At 63.3% G+C, this 16,792-nt stretch carries 19 protein-coding genes; 5 read left to right on the forward strand and 14 right to left on the reverse strand.

The annotated features are described in order from the left end of the window. Positions 1-12: 12 nt before the first annotated feature. Both Q0603_RS05245 and Q0603_RS05250 read right to left on the reverse strand, forming a co-directional pair. A complete protein-coding gene (locus tag Q0603_RS05245; protein ID WP_298723083.1) occupies positions 13-876 on the reverse strand; it encodes a helix-turn-helix transcriptional regulator in 864 nt (287 codons plus the stop codon). A 107-nt stretch (positions 877-983) separates the two neighbouring features. Then, on the reverse strand, positions 984-2,381 hold the full coding sequence (locus tag Q0603_RS05250; RefSeq protein WP_298723086.1) for an aspartate aminotransferase family protein: 1,398 nt from the start codon (positions 2,379-2,381) through the stop codon (positions 984-986). A gap of 117 nt (positions 2,382-2,498) precedes the next feature. Between Q0603_RS05250 and Q0603_RS05255 the strand changes: the two genes are divergently transcribed. After that, complete coding sequence (locus Q0603_RS05255; RefSeq protein WP_298723088.1) at positions 2,499-3,434, forward strand: alpha/beta hydrolase; 936 nt, start codon at positions 2,499-2,501, stop codon at positions 3,432-3,434. Between the two features lie 3 nt (positions 3,435-3,437). On the opposite strand, the gene Q0603_RS05260 is transcribed toward Q0603_RS05255, so the two are convergent. The 11 genes from Q0603_RS05260 to Q0603_RS05310 form a co-directional block, all read right to left on the reverse strand. Further along, entirely contained in the window at positions 3,438-3,962 is a 525-nt protein-coding gene (locus Q0603_RS05260; RefSeq protein ID WP_298723090.1) for a MarR family transcriptional regulator, read from the reverse strand. Between the two features lie 20 nt (positions 3,963-3,982). Next, positions 3,983-4,375 (reverse strand): response regulator, encoded by a 393-nt coding sequence (locus tag Q0603_RS05265; RefSeq protein WP_298723092.1) that lies wholly within the window; start codon positions 4,373-4,375, stop codon positions 3,983-3,985. 109 nt (positions 4,376-4,484) lie between these two features. After that, positions 4,485-5,534 (reverse strand): chemotaxis response regulator protein-glutamate methylesterase, encoded by a 1,050-nt coding sequence (locus Q0603_RS05270; RefSeq protein WP_298723094.1) that lies wholly within the window; start codon positions 5,532-5,534, stop codon positions 4,485-4,487. Positions 5,535-5,567: 33 nt separating this feature from the next. After that, positions 5,568-6,446, reverse strand: coding sequence for a protein-glutamate O-methyltransferase (locus tag Q0603_RS05275; protein WP_298723096.1), 879 nt, complete (start codon positions 6,444-6,446; stop codon positions 5,568-5,570). 22 nt (positions 6,447-6,468) lie between these two features. Then, positions 6,469-7,011, reverse strand: a complete 543-nt coding sequence (locus tag Q0603_RS05280) for a chemotaxis protein CheW (RefSeq protein WP_298723097.1) — start codon at positions 7,009-7,011, stop codon at positions 6,469-6,471. Between the two features lie 17 nt (positions 7,012-7,028). Then, a complete protein-coding gene (locus Q0603_RS05285) occupies positions 7,029-9,290 on the reverse strand; it encodes a chemotaxis protein CheA (RefSeq protein WP_298723099.1) in 2,262 nt (753 codons plus the stop codon). A 42-nt stretch (positions 9,291-9,332) separates the two neighbouring features. Further along, positions 9,333-9,698, reverse strand: coding sequence for a response regulator (locus Q0603_RS05290; RefSeq protein WP_298723101.1), 366 nt, complete (start codon positions 9,696-9,698; stop codon positions 9,333-9,335). After that, positions 9,695-10,009 (reverse strand): STAS domain-containing protein, encoded by a 315-nt coding sequence (locus Q0603_RS05295; RefSeq protein WP_298723103.1) that lies wholly within the window; start codon positions 10,007-10,009, stop codon positions 9,695-9,697. The genes Q0603_RS05290 and Q0603_RS05295 overlap by 4 nt, the downstream gene beginning before the upstream one ends. A gap of 181 nt (positions 10,010-10,190) precedes the next feature. After that, positions 10,191-10,784: a hypothetical protein gene (locus tag Q0603_RS05300; RefSeq protein WP_298723105.1), complete on the reverse strand. Its 594-nt coding sequence runs from the start codon at positions 10,782-10,784 to the stop codon at positions 10,191-10,193. 110 nt (positions 10,785-10,894) lie between these two features. Next, positions 10,895-11,461 carry a hypothetical protein gene (locus Q0603_RS05305; RefSeq protein ID WP_298723107.1) on the reverse strand — a complete coding sequence of 189 codons (567 nt, stop codon included), beginning with the start codon at positions 11,459-11,461 and terminating at the stop codon, positions 10,895-10,897. A gap of 76 nt (positions 11,462-11,537) precedes the next feature. Then, positions 11,538-12,044: a hypothetical protein gene (locus Q0603_RS05310; protein ID WP_298723108.1), complete on the reverse strand. Its 507-nt coding sequence runs from the start codon at positions 12,042-12,044 to the stop codon at positions 11,538-11,540. A gap of 336 nt (positions 12,045-12,380) precedes the next feature. Here Q0603_RS05310 and Q0603_RS05315 point away from each other — a divergent pair, with 336 nt between their 5' ends. The 4 genes from Q0603_RS05315 to Q0603_RS05330 all read left to right on the forward strand — a co-directional run bounded on the left by Q0603_RS05315 (position 12,381) and on the right by Q0603_RS05330 (position 15,344). Next, complete coding sequence (locus tag Q0603_RS05315) at positions 12,381-13,589, forward strand: pentapeptide repeat-containing protein (protein WP_298723111.1); 1,209 nt, start codon at positions 12,381-12,383, stop codon at positions 13,587-13,589. Between the two features lie 10 nt (positions 13,590-13,599). After that, positions 13,600-14,247: a chemoreceptor glutamine deamidase CheD gene (locus Q0603_RS05320; RefSeq protein WP_298723114.1), complete on the forward strand. Its 648-nt coding sequence runs from the start codon at positions 13,600-13,602 to the stop codon at positions 14,245-14,247. A 26-nt stretch (positions 14,248-14,273) separates the two neighbouring features. Then, a complete protein-coding gene (locus tag Q0603_RS05325; RefSeq protein ID WP_298723117.1) occupies positions 14,274-14,825 on the forward strand; it encodes a response regulator in 552 nt (183 codons plus the stop codon). Positions 14,826-14,927: 102 nt separating this feature from the next. After that, positions 14,928-15,344, forward strand: coding sequence for a DUF2794 domain-containing protein (locus tag Q0603_RS05330; RefSeq protein ID WP_298723120.1), 417 nt, complete (start codon positions 14,928-14,930; stop codon positions 15,342-15,344). Positions 15,345-15,471: 127 nt separating this feature from the next. Here the strand turns inward: Q0603_RS05330 and Q0603_RS05335 are convergent, their stop codons facing one another. Further along, complete coding sequence (locus Q0603_RS05335; protein WP_298723124.1) at positions 15,472-16,779, reverse strand: tetratricopeptide repeat protein; 1,308 nt, start codon at positions 16,777-16,779, stop codon at positions 15,472-15,474. Positions 16,780-16,792: the final 13 nt, after the last annotated feature.

The following is a 16,792-nucleotide window of genomic DNA, read 5'->3' on the forward strand; positions in this document are numbered from 1 at the left end:
AACTGACCTGCGTCAGCCCATCTCGCCGGTATGGGTATTGTAGTTGTTGATGATCCGGTGCAGCACGTCGAGCATGTTGCGCTGGATCGGGTCCTGGCCGTTGAGGATCAGGGTCAGCGCGACGCGCGTGATGCCCAGCTTGGCGGCCACCTGGTCGATGGTGATGCCGCGCGCGCGGCAGGCATAGTTGACCTGGTCGAAGGAACCCTTGTCGAGGAAGACGCGGCCCCAGTTGTCCCTGCCGGTCAGGCGGATCGGCTTGATCTCGGCAACGGGCGGCGTGGCCGCCGTTCTGCGCGCGGCCGGGGTTGCCGCAGCCGCCGGGCGCGGGGCTGCGACGCGCTGCACAGGACGGCGCTGCTGCTCGGGTTCGGGTTCGAAGACTTCAAGCTGCGGTGCCTGTGCCATCAGATGCTCCAGCATCTTGCGCATGTGCTCCAGCAGGCTGTTGGCGGTGCCGTCGGCCTCGGGGCCGTCGATCAGCAGGCCGTTCAGTTCTTCCAGGCGCTTGATACGCGTGGCGAAGAATTCGCGGGCGCCGAAGGGCAGGGCGGCGCGGCTATCGATCAGGTTTTCGAGATAGCTCTGACCGACATCGAGCTCCATCTTGAGGATCTTGGCGCGGATCTGCGCGACATAGCGGCGCAACTCCTCGCGCCGGCCGGTTTTGAGCACCGACAGCCGGCCTTCGGCCATTTCGGCGGCCTGATGGAAATCGTCCACGAGTGAGGCGAACTTGCGAAAGCTTGCAACCGTCGCCCGCTTCTCGTCGGGATCCTCGGTGAACTTGAAGATCTGCATCGCGCGTTGCTCGATGCGCGACACCAGTTCGTTCGCTTCCTGATTATGCGCGTGGTTATCTTTTTCGGTAATCATCCGACACAGTGTCTCGGCTCATGGTTACCTTAAGCTTAACACGGGGTCAGAATACCGTAACCTTACGGTTGTGTCCGATCAGGAAAAACTGTGGAAAACTAAGTGATCTACACCTTTTGGCGCAGGCCCTCGCGCTCGACCAGTGCCGCCGTGCGCTCCAGCGCCCGCTCGAAACGGTCGAACATCTCATCGATCTCGCTTTCGGTGATGATCATCGGCGGGCAGAAGGCCATGCTGTCGCCGGCCACGGCACGCTGGATCAGGCCTTCTTCCTGCGCAAAGGCCATGCAGGCGGCGCCGACGCCGGCCGATGGCGCAAAGGCGCGCTTCGTCGCTTTATCGGCAACCAGTTCGACCGCGCCGATGAGGCCGATGCCGCGCGTCTCGCCGACCAGCGGATGATCGTTCAGCGTCTTCAGCCGCGCCTGGAAGCGGGGGCTGACGCGGTTCACATGGCCGAGGATGTCGCGCTCCTCGTAGATCTGCAGCGCGCGCACAGCCACTGCGGCAGAGACCGGATGGCCGCCATAGGTGAAGCCGTGACCGAAGGTGCCGATCTTGCCGGAATTGTCGCGGATCACGTTGTAGACCTGTTCGGGCACCAGCACGGCGGAGATCGGAAGATAGGCGCCCGAGAGCTGCTTGGCGCAGGACACGAAGTCAGGCTTGTAATCCAGCGCTTCCGCGCCCCACATCCTGCCGGTGCGCCCGAAGCCGCAGATCACCTCGTCCGAGATGCTGAGCACGTCGTGCTTCTTCAGCACCTGCTGGATCGCGGGATAGTAGCCTTTCGGCGGCACGATCACGCCGCCTGCGCCCATCACCGGCTCGGCGAAGAAGGCGGCGATGGTGTCGGCGCCTTCCGCTTCGATGAAGGCGTCCAGATTGCGCGCCAGCCGCGCGACGAAATCGGCCTCGCTCTCGCCCGGCTCGGCGTTGCGGTAATAATGCGGGCAGTCGACATGCTTGATGCCCGCGATCGGCAGGTCGAAGTCGCGCTGGTTGGCCGGCAGACCGGTCAGGCTCGCGGTGGCAACCGTAACCCCGTGATAGCCGCGCATGCGCGACAGGATCGTCTTCTTCTGCAGCTTGCCGCGCGCGTTGTTGTAATACCAGATCAGCTTGATCAGCGTGTCGTTCGCCGCCGAGCCGCCTTCGGCGAAGAAGACCTTGCCGACCGGAACCGGGCTCAGCGCCTTCAGCTTCTCCGCCAGTTCGATCACCGGCGGCGTCGTCTTGTGGCCGAAGCCGTGATAGAAAGGCAGCTTGCGCATCTGCTCGACGGCGGCATCGATCAGCGCCGCTTCGCTGAAGCCAAGCCCAGCGCACCACAGGCCGGCCAGGCCCTCGATATATTCCTTGCCCTGATCGTCATAGACATAGATGCCCTTGCCGCGCTCGATCACCAGCGGACCGGCGGTCTCGTGCTTCACCAGATTGGTATAGGGGTGCAGCACATGGGCAATGTCGCGGGCGGCGAGGGAATTGGGCAATTGCACGGTCATGGCATCCTCCGGAGCGGACCCTCAGTAGACGGCGAAAAAACCGTCCTGTCAAAACTCCGGCGGAACATCCTCCGGATCGGCCTATCCGGTCTCGGCTCGGCTGGCTAAAGTTTCTGGATGCTGCATCCGAACGTAACCCTGACATCGCCGGCCGACGGCATCCAGCTGCAAGGCTATGAATGGCTGCCTGCGGGCACTGCGCCACGAGCCGTCGTGCTGATCGCCCATGGCATGGCCGAACATGCCGGCCGCTATGCCCGTTTCGCCGAAGCCCTGAACGCTGCGGGCTTCGCCGCTTACGGCTTTGACCATCGCGGCCACGGCCATACGGCCCAAAGCGCCAAGGAACTGGGGCATTTCGCCGACCGCGACGGCTGGAACCGCGCGGTTGCCGATCTGGCTGCGGCCGGAGAACTGGCACTGTTGCGCCATCCAGGCCTGCCGCTGCTGCTGTTCGGACATTCCATGGGCTCCTTCATGGCCCAGCAGTTCCTCTATCAGCATGGCGCGCGGCTGAGCGGCTGCGTGCTCTGCGGCTCGAACGGCAAGCCGCCGGCGATTGCCGCGTTCGGACGGCTGTTTGCGCGCTTCGAGCGGTTCAGGCTCGGCAAGCGCGGCATCAGCATTCCGATCCATGTCATGTCGTTCGGCGCCTTTAACAAGCGCTTCCAGCCGAGGCGGACCGATTTCGACTGGCTCTCAAGCGATCCGGCCGAGGTCGACAAATACATCGCCGATCCGTTCTGCGGCTTTCCGCTGACCGTGCAGTCCTGGATCGACCTGCTCGACGGACTGGATGCGATGGCGCAGCCGGCCAATCAGGCGCGCATTCCAAAGCATCTGCCGGTCTACATCATCGCCGGCCGGCACGACCCGGTTTCCGGCGGCGGCAGGGGATTGCAGCAGCTGATCGAAGCCTATCGCGCCGCCGGCCTTACGCATGTGCACAGCAAGTTCTATCCGGAAGCGCGCCACGAATTGCTGAACGAGATCAACCGCAATGAAGTTACAGCCGACATCATTGCCTTCTTCGAAAGCTGCCTGCAGCGCTGACGGCTATTTGCGTTTCGAGGCGGCGGCATCTGCATCGCCGGAGCCAGAACCCGGCGCCGGGATGGCCATCACGTTGTCGTAGAGCTTGTGCAGCAGCGACTTGAGCCGGCTGGCTTCCGCCTTGCTGAAGCCCGACAGCGCCATGCGTTCCAGCTCTTCCGCAGCCGGCGTCAGGTGCGCGGCCAGCGCATCGCCCGCCTTGCTCAGGCGGATGGCGATGGCGCGGGCATCCTCACTGTCGCGTCCGCGAATGACGAGGCCGCTCGCTTCCAGGCCTGCCACAAGGCGCGAGAGGGTCGAGATTTCGATGCTGGTGCGTTCGGCCAGCTCGGTCAGCCGCTGGCCATTGCGCTCGCGCAAAGCGGCCAGCACGCGCCAGTCCTGCAGCGACACGCCTTCGCGCCGCAGCGTGGCACCAAAACGCATCGCCAGCGACATGCCGGCGCGGTTGATCAGATAGGGAAGGTATTGGTCGAGGCGAAGGGGAGGCGGGACGGCGGGTTCTGCGTTCGGCGGCTTGGCGGCCATCGTCCCGTTCCGGATACGGGCTATGAGCCGAGCTTGCCGATGACCGCCTCGATCTTCTGCTTCATGGTCGCGGCGTTGAACGGCTTCACAATGTAGTTGTTAACGCCGGCCTGGATCGCTGTCTTGACCATCTCGGTATCGCGCTGGCCCGTCGCCATGATGAAGGGCATGCGCTTGGTCAGAGGATTGCTGCGGATGGTCTTGAGCAGGGTGAGCCCATCCATCCCATCCATGTTCCAGTCGGAAATGATCAGGTCGAACTTGTTGGAGTTCATGGCGACGAGAGCCTCGGCGCCGTTCTTGGCTTCGACGACATTCTTGATGCCGATTTCCTGCAAGCAGTAGCGGGCAATACCGCGCATGCTCATCTGGTCGTCGACGATCAGTACCCGAAGAGTGCTGGCCGAAGGCATATATTCGCCCCTCGCTGGTCTCCACAACTTACCGGGTTGACCCTCCTGGCTAACCCGGTTTCCTACCTGGATTTTCTATCCCGCTGTTTAGCCTAAAAATCCAGTCTTCTCAACGCTGCTTGCACCGGTTCAGGATCTCGGCGGCGATCTGTCCGATTGCCACTTCCGCCTGCACCGCGCCCATCAGTTTGGCTGCCTTGGGCATGCCGTAAACCAAACTGGTCGACTCGTCCTGCCCGATGGTCTGGGCGCCGGCCTCCAGCATTTTCTTAAGCCCCGCCGCGCCGTCCTTGCCCATGCCGGTCAGGATCACGCCGATGGCGTTATGGCCGGCATGCTCGGCAACCGAATTGAACAGCACGTCCACCGACGGACGATGGCCTGAAACCGGCGGATCATGATTAAGACGGGTGTAATAATGGCCGCCTGAACGGTACAACGTCAGGTGATAGTCGCCCGGTGCGATGTAGACGTGACCAGGGAAGACACGGACGTTGTCCTTCGCCTCCGAGACCGCCACGGCCGAAAGGGAATCCAGGCGGGCGGCGAAGCTGCCGGTAAAGCGCGGCGGCATATGCTGGGTGATCAGGATCGGCGGACTGTCCGGCGGCAGGACCGTGATCACTTCCTTCAGCGCCTCGACGCCGCCGGTGGACGAGCCGATCGCCACGATGATGTCGGTCGAGTTGAAGCCTGGGCCAGGCGTCAGCCGCTTGGGCGGCTGGTCGGTCGGCCGGCTGCGCGCCACCACGCGGGCGGTGGAGGCCATCTTCACCTTCGAGATCAGCTCCTGCTTGATCTCTTCCAGGGCGTGCTTGATGTCGAGGGTGGGCTTGGGCACGAAATCGACCGCGCCCATTTCCAGCGCCTGCATGGTGATCGCCGCGCCCTTCTGGGTCAGCGTCGATACCATCACGACCGGCATCGGCCGTAGACGCATGATCTTCTCCAGGAAGGAGATGCCGTCCATGTTCGGCATCTCGACATCCAGGGTCAGGACGTCGGGATTGAGTTCCTTGATCATGCTGCGCGCGATCAAGGGATCGGGCGCAGCGCCCACGACTTCGATTTCCGGATCGCTCGATAAAGCGCTGGTCAGCAACTGGCGGATCAGCGCGCTGTCATCGACGATGAGGACCTTAATTTTTTTGCCCGCCACTATACTTCCCCCGCCAACCCCTCGTTAAAGGGGTCAGGCAATCTTCCGATGAATGTTACGGCCTAGCAGTTTGAACCGCTCGGTGATGCCAAACAAGTTCTCCGAATGGCCGATGTAGAGAAAACCGCCCGGCACAAGAAGGTTGGCGTAGCGGTCAAAAAGCGTGCGCTGCGTGTCCTTGTCGAAATAGATCACCACATTCCGGCAGAAGATCACGTCGAAGGGGCCCTTCATCGGCCAGTGGCCGATGAGGTTGAGATACTTGAAGCTGACCAGATTGCGGGCATCGGCGCAGAGCTGGACCCTGTCCTCGCCCACAGGCTCGAAATACTTCCTGGCATCAGGCGGCACGCCTTCCAGCGCACTGACCGGATAGATGCCCTCGGCGCCGCGCCGCACCATCTCGGTGTCGATGTCGGTGGCCAGGATCTTGGCATCCCACTGCTTGATGTCGGGCATCGACTGCAGGAGCGTGATCGCAATCGAATAGGGTTCCTCGCCGGAGGAGCAGCCCGCCGACCAGATGCGCAGCCGGCGTCCCTTGGTGCTGGCGCGGGCACGGATCTCCTGCAGCGCGGTGGTGCCCAGATGCTCGAAATGATGGTTCTCGCGGAAGAACTTGGTCAGGTTGGTCGTTAACGCATTCAGCGTCGTGCCAAGCTCGTCGCGGCCCTCATCGGAACCGATGAATTCGATATACTGCCGGAAGCTCTTCATGCCGAGCCGGCGCAGGCGCTTGGCCAGCCGGGCATAGACCATGTTCTGCTTGGTCGGGCCGAGCTCGATCCCGGTGCGCTCCTTCAGCATGGCGCGGAGGAAGGCGTAGTCTTCCAGCGAGAAGCTGAATTCCCGATCCTCCGGCGAGGGCGCTTCGATCGTCCTGTTATCCCGCGTACGGGTTTCGATGGTCATCGCCGGGCCATGGCTGGTTGGGTCAGGCTGCGGCCTCCGCCGGGCCACCGAGCATCGGCCGGTCGACGCCATCGGCGGCTTCCAGCATGCGGCCGGAGAACATCTGCTCCAGGCCGATCAGGCCGACCATGCGCTCGCCGACGGTGATCAGGCCTTCCATGAAGCCGATGCCGTTGACCTGCTCCATGCTGGGCATCGGGCGGACTTCGTCTTCGTTGACGGTGATGATGTCGGACACCGCATCGACCAGGATGCCGACGATGCGCGAGGCCACCGAAACGATGATGACGACGTTGTACTTGGTCGGCTCCGTGCGCGGCATGCCGAAACGGGCGCGCAGATCGAAGATCGGCACGATGGCGCCGCGCATGTTGATCACGCCGCGCACCACTTCCGGCGTGTTCGGCAGCGGCGTGGTTTCCGACCAGGCGCGGATTTCGCGCACCGCCATGATATCGACGCCGTATTCCTCGTTCCCGACAGTGAACGAGACAAGCTGAATGCTGCGGCCGGAACGGCTGCCCTGCTCGTTGGTGTTGTCGTTGCGCGGTTCGGCTGATGCCATGACGACGGCCTCCTGCTTCAGGCGCTGGCCTGCATGGCCGGCGCGGGGAGGCGCGCGGCCTGCTGGGTGGGACGCTGTTGAACTTCGTGTTCGGCGATGTACTTGATGCCGGCCACGTCGAGAATGAGCGACACGCGGCCGTTGCCGAGGATGGTGGCGGCGCCGACACCGCGGATCGGGTCGAAATTCTCTTCCAGGCTTTTGATAACCACCTGCTGCTGGCCGACGATCTCGTCCACCACGAGGCCCATCTTCGAGCCGTCTTCGAGTTCGACGATGATCACCAGGGCCTTGGTCGGATCATCGATGCCGTTCGGCACCTTGAAGATGCGATGCAGGTAGACCAGCGGGACGTATTCGCCGCGGATGCGCAGCAATTCGCTCTGGTTGGCGACGATGTTGATCTGGTCCGGCTCCGGCCGCAGGCTTTCCACGATGTTGGCCAGCGGCAGGATGTAGGACTGCTCACCGACGCGCAGCACCATGCCATCCAGCACGGCCAGCGTCAGCGGCAGGGTGAGGATGAAGCTCGATCCTTGGCCCGGGCGCGACTGGATATGCACGCGGCCGCCGAGCGACTGGATGTTCTGGCGCACCACGTCCATGCCGACGCCGCGGCCGGAAATGTTGGACACCGTGTCGGCGGTCGAGAAGCCGGGCAGGAAGATCAGGTTGTCGATCTCCTCGTTGCTCAGCACCGCGTCGGGGGCGATCAGCTTCTTCTCGATCGCCTTCTTCATCACCTTCTCGCGGTTGATGCCGCGGCCGTCATCCGAAATCTCGATGACGATGCGGCCGCCGCGCTGATCGGCGGAGACATGGATCACGCCCTCAGGCGGCTTGCCGACGGCGATGCGCTCTTCCGGGCTCTCGATGCCATGGTCGCAGGAATTGCGGATCATGTGGGTGAGCGGATCGCCGAGCTGCTCGATCACCGTCTTGTCGATCTCGGTGTTCTCGCCGCTCATGTCGAGGCGGATCTTCTTGTTGGTCATCATCGCCAGCTCGCGCACCAGGCGCGGCAGGCGGGCAAACACGCTCTTCACCGGCTGGGCGCGCATCGCCATCACGCTTTCCTGCAGATCGCGGATGTGATGCGACAGTTCGGCCAGGCCGTTGGCAAGCTCAGGATGCTGATCGGCGTGCAGGTGTTCGGTCTGCTGCGCGATCATCGCATGGGTAATCACCAGCTCGCCGACCATGTTGACCAGCTTGTCGACGCGGTCGAGATCGACGCGGATGGAGCGGACGGTCTTGCTTTCGCCATGCTTGGCTTCGCCGCCAGCCGCGCCGGCGGCATCGGGCTTGGCTGCGGCGGCAGGCTTGGGCGGTACGGCGGCCGCCGTGCTGGCAGCGGCGCTCGGCGCGGCGGCCGGCTTGATCTCCAGCTTCGGCGCGGCGGCGGCGGCTTCAGCTGCAGCCTGTTTGGCCTCGGCGCTTTCGGCCGCGGGCGGATTGAGGCAGGTGATCTCCAGCTCGCAATCGTCGAGCACGAACTCGAAGACGTCGCGGATCGCCTGCTCGCCCTTGTCGGTCTCGATCTCGAATTCCCACTTGATGTAGGCGCCTTCGGGATGGATCTGGTCGAGCGGCGGGATGTTGTCGGCATTGGCGCGCGCCAGGAAGCCGCCCAGCTCCTTCAGCTCGCGGATCAGGATCAGCGGCTCGTTGGCGCGCTGATACAGCGCATCGCGCGGCGTGAACTTGACGAGATACTTCAGCAGCGGCGCCTTGGCCGGAGCCGCCGGCGCAGCAGCGGCAGCCGCAGCCGGCGCGGCCGGGGCATCGGCGGCCGGCGCGTCGTTCATCAGGACATCGGGGCCGCCGGCGGCAAGCTGGGCATCCAGCGCGGCCAGTTCGGCATCGGCGGCATTGGGATCGGCATTGACGCCAACCGTGGCGGCGAGATCGATCAGCGCCTTGCGGCCTTCGTTCTCATGCTCGGCTGGCAGCTCGGTGTCGTTCTGCGCGGCGCGCACCAGGTCGGACAGGATGTCGGCGCAGCGCAGGACCAGCAGGACGGAATCCGGCGTCGGCTCCAGGCGGCCGTCGCGCATCAGGTCGAGAACGGTTTCGAAGATATGGGCGAAATTGACCAGACGGTCGAAGCCGAAGGCACCCGCGCCGCCCTTGATCGAGTGGATGGCGCGGAAGACGGCATGCAGGGTGTTGTTGTCACCCTCGCCGGACTGAAGGGCCATCAGATGGCCTTCCATGTCTCCAAGCAGTTCCTCGCATTCGGCGAAGAAGGTCTGTTTGAACTGGGCTAAATCATCCATAGGGCGCGTCCCGCTTCTGCTCCGCGACTCCGTTCTGCATGCTTAAGGGCTGACCTTGCGGATCACCTCGAGCAGCTTGCCCGGATCAAAAGGTTTCACGATCCAGCCGGTAGCGCCGGCCGCGCGGCCTTCCTGCTTCTTGGCCTGGCTGCTTTCGGTCGTGAGAATGAGCACCGGCGTGGCCTTGTTCTTGGCCTTTTTCCGCAGTTCCTTGATGAAGGTGATGCCGTCCATCACCGGCATGTTGATGTCGGTGATGATGACGTCGACATCGTTGTCGTCGAGGAGGTCCAGCCCTTCCTGTCCGTTCTCGCCCTGGATGACCTGATAGCCGCCCTGCTTCAGCGCGAACTGAAGCATCTGCAGCATGGTCTTGGAATCATCGACGGTAAGAACCGTTTTCGTCATGTTTGTACCGGCCATTTCATGAGATACGAGAACAGGCCCAGATCGTCGAAGGCAGTTACGAAGGAATCGCTGGGTGATTTGATGACGAAGGAGATGCCGTTCTGCTCCATATGCTGGGCAGCGGACAGCAGGATCTGCACGCAGGGAGTGGAGAGGCGGTCCACCGCCGAAGCGTCGATTACCACCTTTCCGCCTTGAGCCATAATCTCGTGGAAACTGTGTAACAGCGGTTCCGCGGCGCGCAAGTCCATGCTCGCCACGAGCCCAAGCTGGGTCACGTCATCCGACCTGGTAATTGTGAACGGCTCCATGTACTTCCCCCTCGACTCCCCCACCAGCGGGAGCCTGCCTACACCGCCAAAAGCGATGCCGGGCGTCGTTCAAATGCAGCCTAGCCGAGGGTGTTTCGGGACGGAAGGGGGATGACGCCGACATTACTAAAAAACCACAACTCCGTCCGAGGGTTCGGAGCCGGGCGGGGGCGCAAAACCCTTACTGGGCGCGGCCCAGATCGATCGTCATGCGCTGGCGCGCCTGCATGGCCAGCTTGATGTCCTGGTAGCGCTGGCGCAGCTCCTGGCGGGTGCCGCCGGCGAGCTGAAACATCAGCATGATGGCGCTTTCCAGGTCATCGGCGCAGCGGCCAATGCTTTCCAGATCGCCGTCAGGCATTTCGGTCACCCCGAGTTGCCGGAGGTAATCCACAATCCATAAAGAGTGAACTGCAAGTTGTGACAGCGACAGCCCGTGAAACCGGGTTTCGGTATTGAAGCGCTCGTTGATGCGCGGCAGCGTCATCGCCGGCGCAGGCGGTTCGGACTCGATATCTTCGACGTCGACATCGATCACCACATCTTCGCGGAAACCGGACGTCTCGAATTCCGATTCGGCCGCGCAGCCGGCATCTTCGGTAAAGGAAGGATCGGACAGATCGGCCGCTTCGACAAGCGCGCCCTCGCGATCATCGAGATCGCGTTCGGCCCGCTCCAAGCACAACCCCTGATCTAAATCCACAGGTATTTCCATCCCTGTCGGTGGAAGCACTGTCAGAATATTTGTCCGCGAATCGGCCGCAGCCGATTGCAAGCCGAAATTACCGTATCGCGAATCGGGGGGTCAAGAATGAACCGCTAGATCACGGGTTTGTCACGCCGCGCGGCCACAATTTCTAGCGATTTGAGCCAAGACCAAGCGACTCAGCCGCGGCCGCTGATTCGGGCGCCGGTTTTCAGCACAACCTTCTCCAGGCCGCTGATCAGTTCGCGGCCCAGCGCGCCGCCATCGCCGCTGACTTTCTGGCTCAGCACCACATACAGCGCATCGATATGGGCGCTGACGATCTGCGAGCTCACCTTGGCGCCTTCATGGTTCAGGCAATGCTCAAGATAATTGCTCAGGATATGCGTGATCTCTGTGATCAGCGGGAAGCCGAAAGTGCCGCCCAGCCCCTTCATGTCCCAGCAGATGCGCAGCATCTTCCTCACGCCATCGGGATCGTCGAGGCTGGTCGAGCGCAGTTTCTCGAAGGTTTGCCGCATGCGGTCGAGATCGGCATCGGCCCATTGCGCATACATCTTGTGGCCAAGCACCTGGATGGCGATTTCGGCTTCCTTCAGCGCTTCCTTGTCGATGCCGCCGACGCCGACCTTCATCTTCAGGTAATTCGGCGGCGTGACGAATTCCGCCTTGCTGCGGCTGTCTGCCTTTGCCTCGGCCGCCGGTTGTTCCCCGGTCGCCGGAATGTTGCGATCTTCGTCAGCCATGACTGCTATCCCCGTCCAATGGCCTGCCGGCATTCCCCCATTGAAACCCCTTCACGGGCAAAGCCCCCCAGCCCGCTTAGAAAAACTCGATGTCCGACCCATTGGCATCGCGGCCGTTGCGCCGGCTGGCCTCGCCGTTTTCCGCCCCGCCCATCAGGAAGTGGTGGAAATGCGTCCGCACCTGCTCCAGCGTCTGGCTGGCGATCAGCCCCTCGCCCCAGCCGGCTGCCCGTTCGGTCAGCTTCGGCGCCCAGTCCCGCCCGGACTGGTCGCGGATGATGTCCTCCACATAGCGCAGGGCGTTGATGACATGCTGCTGCCGCTGGCTGCGCAGGTCGTCGCTCTGCATCAGGCTGACCACCTCGTCCATGACCCGCGAGCCCGGCAACTGCTTGCCCAGCTCGACCAGCTTGGCGGCAAAGGCCTGGGCGGTGTCGCTCTGGGCCTTCTGCAGGTCCTCGATCTCCTCCTTGATGGCAAGCAGGACCAGCGCGACGAAATCGATCAGTTCGCGCGCCGATGCGGACGGAACCGTGGCTGCTTCCGTAGTATCTGGATGCGAACGAAATGTATTTTGTGGCACGCCTGCGCCTTCCCCTCAGGGGCGATTGTTCCATAACCGCGCGCGATTTGCACCATGCGGCGCAATCCGAAGGCAGTTAATTCTCTATACTCCGGCCTGACGGCAATAGGGGATTAATTCTTGGCTATGCGACTTGGGGTTGCTTTCGCCTAAAGTCGAAGCAGGATGCACAGTCATCGCCCATTCTTCGGCGGGCTCGCTTCGGCGGGCGAGCCGCCCGGCCGCAGGCCCGGCCCCGAGGCCGGGGCAGCCCCGCAGGTTATCGTTTGCCAACCCCTTGGACCATATGGCGTCTGGGGAAAACATGGTAACAAGCCGGGTGTAAGGGTAGGCAGAATGGATCCAATCGACATCAAAGAGATGTTGCATCACCACCATCTCTGGCTGAAGGGGATGCCGACTGGTAAGCCGGCAGACTTCTCCGGCCGCGATCTATCCGGTGCTGACCTGTGCAACGTGGATTTGCGGCGCGCCAGCTTTCGCATGGCCAAGCTGCGCGGCGCCAAGCTGAGCAAATCCGTGCTCATGCAATGCGACTTCTTCAAAGCCGATCTGACCGAGGCCGATTTGAGCGAGGCCGATCTCACACGCGCCGATTTCCGCGGCGCTGTGCTGGAAAAGGTCAACATGGCCGGTGCCAATCTCACCGGCGTGAACTTTCGCCGCGGCCTTGAGATCGGCGCCAATCCCGCCGCACCCGTGGCGGTGATGCGCCAGAACGTCACCGGCAGCAATTTTGCCGGCGCGACGCTGGTCGGCGTCGATGCCCTGGGCGCCGATTTCACCGGCAGCAACCTGGCCGGCGCCAATATGCAGGATGCCGCGCTGACCGATTGCCAGCTTGTGGGTGCCGATCTCTCGGGCGCCGATCTGGGCGGGGCGTCGCTGGCCGGCGCCAATCTGGTCGGGGCCGAGCTCAGCGGCGCCAATCTGGCCGGTGCCACCCTGCAGGGTGCGAATCTGACCGACGCGCATCTGCACAATGTCGATTTGAGCGATGTCGAGATCACCGGCGCCAATCTGGCGATGGCGAATCTGGCTGCGGCTCCGGCCGCGCCAGCGCCCAAGCCGATGACCGAAGCCGAGATTCGCGCCGCGCTGGACCAGCACCGGCGCTGGGTCGAAGGCGGGCAGGGCAAACCGGCCAATCTGCGCGGCCAGGACCTGTCCGGCTTCGATCTGCGCAAACTGGACCTGTCCGGCATCAAGCTGCGCGGAGCCGCCCTGCGGGATGCCAGACTGGACGGCGCGACCTTCAAGTTCGCCGATCTCTCCGGCACCGACCTGCGCGGCGCCAGCGCCACTGGCGTGATCTTCGCGGGCTGCAACCTGAATGGCGCGGATTTGCGCCATACACGCCTGACCGGCAGTCGTTTCATGAGCGCCGAGATCCTCAGCCCCAAGGGCGAGCGGACCGGCCGAATCATCTACACCGATCTGTCCAACGCCCGCTTCGGCGGCACCGATTGCGACCAGGTCGACTGGGGCGACGCCATCCTGCGGGATATCAGCGGCCTTGAACCGCAGCAGGATGGCGGTCCATGATGGAGGTTGCATGACTACGACCTCCAGCATCCTGCGTCGGCCTGCGGGCGGCGATCCCGGCGCGGGTCTGGCAGAGCGTCGCCGGTATTTCGACCCTGTGCTGAAAGTGCAGGTCGTGCAGGTCTTCCAGGGCGACTTCTTTGTATCGACCCGCGACGGCGAGATGCTGGCCACCGTGCTGGGATCCTGCGTCGCCGCCTGCATCCGCGATCCCGTCGCAGGCGTTGGCGGGATGAACCACTTCCTGCTGCCTGACAAGGGTGGCGACACCAACCCCGACCTGCCGCTCTCGGCTTCGCTGCGCTATGGCAGCTACGCGATGGAGCAGCTCATCAACGGCATCCTGGCGGCTGGCGGCCGGCGCGAGCGGCTGGAGGTGAAGATCTTTGGCGGCGCCAACGTGCTGGCCGGCCTGCGCGGCATCGGCCATCAGAATGCCGATTTCATCGAACGCTATCTCAAGGCCGAAGGCTTTAAGGTGATGGCCTCCGATCTGCGCGGCACCTTGCCGCGCAAGGTTCAGTATTTCCCGTCGACCGGTGTCGCGCGCGTCAAGCAGATCGACGATGCCAGCGGCAAGGCGGTGTTCCAACGTGAGAACAGCAAGAAGATCACTGCTGTGCAGACGCAGGCAGGCAGTATCGAGCTGTTCGACTGAGGCGGCGTTAAGGGCAGCTTTCGGTCATGGCATACAGGCTGAACAACATCGCTGCTCTTGTGGTCGACAGCAATCACAACCACATGCAGCTTATTAAGGAGGTTTTGCGACCGCTCGGTGTCACGCGCATTGCCGAATGCACCAACGCGCAGGATGCCATCGCTTATCTCGAAAACAACGTCGTCGATATCATCTTCACCGAATGGCACATGGACGGTGAGATGGATGGCATCGGCTTCGTCGAATGGGTGCGCAAGAACCCCGCGTCGAAGAATGTCTTCGTGCCGATCATCATGGTCACCGCGCAGTCGGAAGAATGGAAGGTGAAGCGGGCGCGCGATGCCGGCATCACCGAATTCCTGGTCAAGCCGTTCTCGGCCAAGACGATGGCGCGCCGCATTACCGTCGTCATCGAATATCCGCGCCAGTTCGTGCGCACCGACGATTTCTTCGGCCCCGACCGGCGTCGCCACAAGGTCTCCAATTACACCGGGCCGGAACGCCGCCACGACATGCTCGAAAAAGGCGAGCAGCAGATGCCGGATTCCGCCATCGAAGAGTTGATGAAGGAGCTCTAGGCGCGGCCCGCCTGCAATGTCGGCTTGACGTTGCGCCGCTCTGGCCCCAAGATTCGAACCATACGTTGATCAATCCTGCGGGAGGAGGTTGGCCGTCAGGGCATGACCGAAGTGATCGATTTGCATCAGTATCGGCGTCCGGCGGCGCGGGAGACGGTCTCGCGCGGCACGGGCGCGATCAAAGGTGCCGGCGACAAAGCCCCTGCGACCAGACCCGTCGATCCTCCGGTCTTTTTCGACCGCCACGAATTCCACCTCATTCTCAATCTCTATGCCCGCATGGTGGGGCAGGGCGAATGGCGCGATTATGCCATCGGCCATGACCGCGAAAGCTGCAGCTTCGCAGTGTTCAAGCGCAGCGCCGATGGCGCGCTGTATCGCATCGTCAAGACGCCGAAGCTGGCGCGCAAGCAGGGCGCCTTCGCCATCATTGGTCAGGGCGGCCGCATCATGCGCCGCGGCCGCGACCTTGCCGTGATGCTGCGCTTCTTCGAGCCCAAGCGCGAAGCGGTTTTCTGATCTCACTCCACTGTCGCCCTGGCCCAGCGATGCTGTTCGCATCGCGCGAGCCGGGGCCTCATTTTGTGCGCGAAGACAACGGGGTCTCGGCTCTTTGCTGCGCTGCGGCCGGGATGACGGCCTTGCCTTACCCCAGCGCCGCCAGTTCGCGGCGATGCTTGGCAACCATGGGCCGTTCGGCAGCGCGGCGTTCGAAATAGGGACGTATGGTCGCCACGTCGCCAGCTTTTACGCCGGCGCGCAGCCAAAGCTGCCAGAACAGATCGCGCTGGGCGTGGCTGCCGCCGATCTGCTGCAAGCCGTCTAATGCCGGTTTCAGCCGAGCATAGGCAGTCGGCCAGTCGCCGCGGCCGTAGGCCACGACGCCTTCTGCCAGCGGCAGGCCGGTATTGCGCCAGATCCGCGTCATCAGACGGTCGGGCAGGCGGGCGACGTGATCGCGCAGGCTGGCAAGCAGCGTGCTGGCCGCTGCATCGCGTCCGGCCCGCGTCAGGCCCAGCAGGTAATGCGCATCCAGAAACGGCTCGACATGCTCAGGGCCGCGGCGTTCGATGTGATCGGCGACATCCTGCCAGCGGTCGCCGACATCGAGTCCGGCGAATTCCAGCCGCGCCAGCAAAGCCACGGCATTCACCTGATCCTGGCTGTATTCCTTCCACACGCCCCAGACATGATCGTCATAAAGCTTCAGCGCATCCTGGGGCCGGTCGCTGTCGATGGCAAACAGCGCGGCATGCCACCAGTTGTGGCTCAACATGAAGGAATTGCGGTCGGTCCAGGTATCGGCCAGACCGGTCATGAAGTCGAAGCCTTCTTCGCAGCGTCCCTGCGTTTCCATCACATGCGCGATGGCGTGATGTGCCCATGGCTCGGCGCGCTTCAGCTCGATAGCATGGCGGGCGGCTTCTTCGGCTTCCGCGAGGCGGTTCATCTCCTCCAGCGCGAAGGCGCGCATGCCGTGCATCTCAGCGGTGCTGCGATGGGCGGGCAGGGCGGCCTCGGCAATCTCCAGCATGCCGGCGAGATCGCCGACATGGAACATGTGGAACTGCGTCAGCTTCACGGCCGCGAGGTCTTCGGGCCAATGGGTGACGATCTCGCGGCAGCAGGCAATCGCGCGTTCGGCATCGCCATTTACCCAGGCCTCGGCCTGCGCCAGCCAAAGCTGTTCGCGTTCGGTCGCCTTGGCGGCATGCGGCTGCGCGGCGACAAGCCACGGCCGTGCCTTGGCGGCCGACTGCCCGGTCTGCAGAAACATCTCAAGGCAGGCGGCTTTGGCCTGCGCCATCACGCAGGCCGGATCGGCCTTTGCCGCGTCCCAGACCGCAGCCGCGGTGGTGCCGTAGGTGATGAAGCTGACGTCGAAGGCATTCAGCCCGGCGATCACCTCCGGATCGTCGGTGGCAACAGCCAGGCCCCAGCGGTCGCTCAGCATCGGATCAGCCAGT

Source organism: uncultured Ferrovibrio sp. (assembly GCF_937960835.1).
GTDB lineage: Bacteria > Pseudomonadota > Alphaproteobacteria > Ferrovibrionales > Ferrovibrionaceae > Ferrovibrio.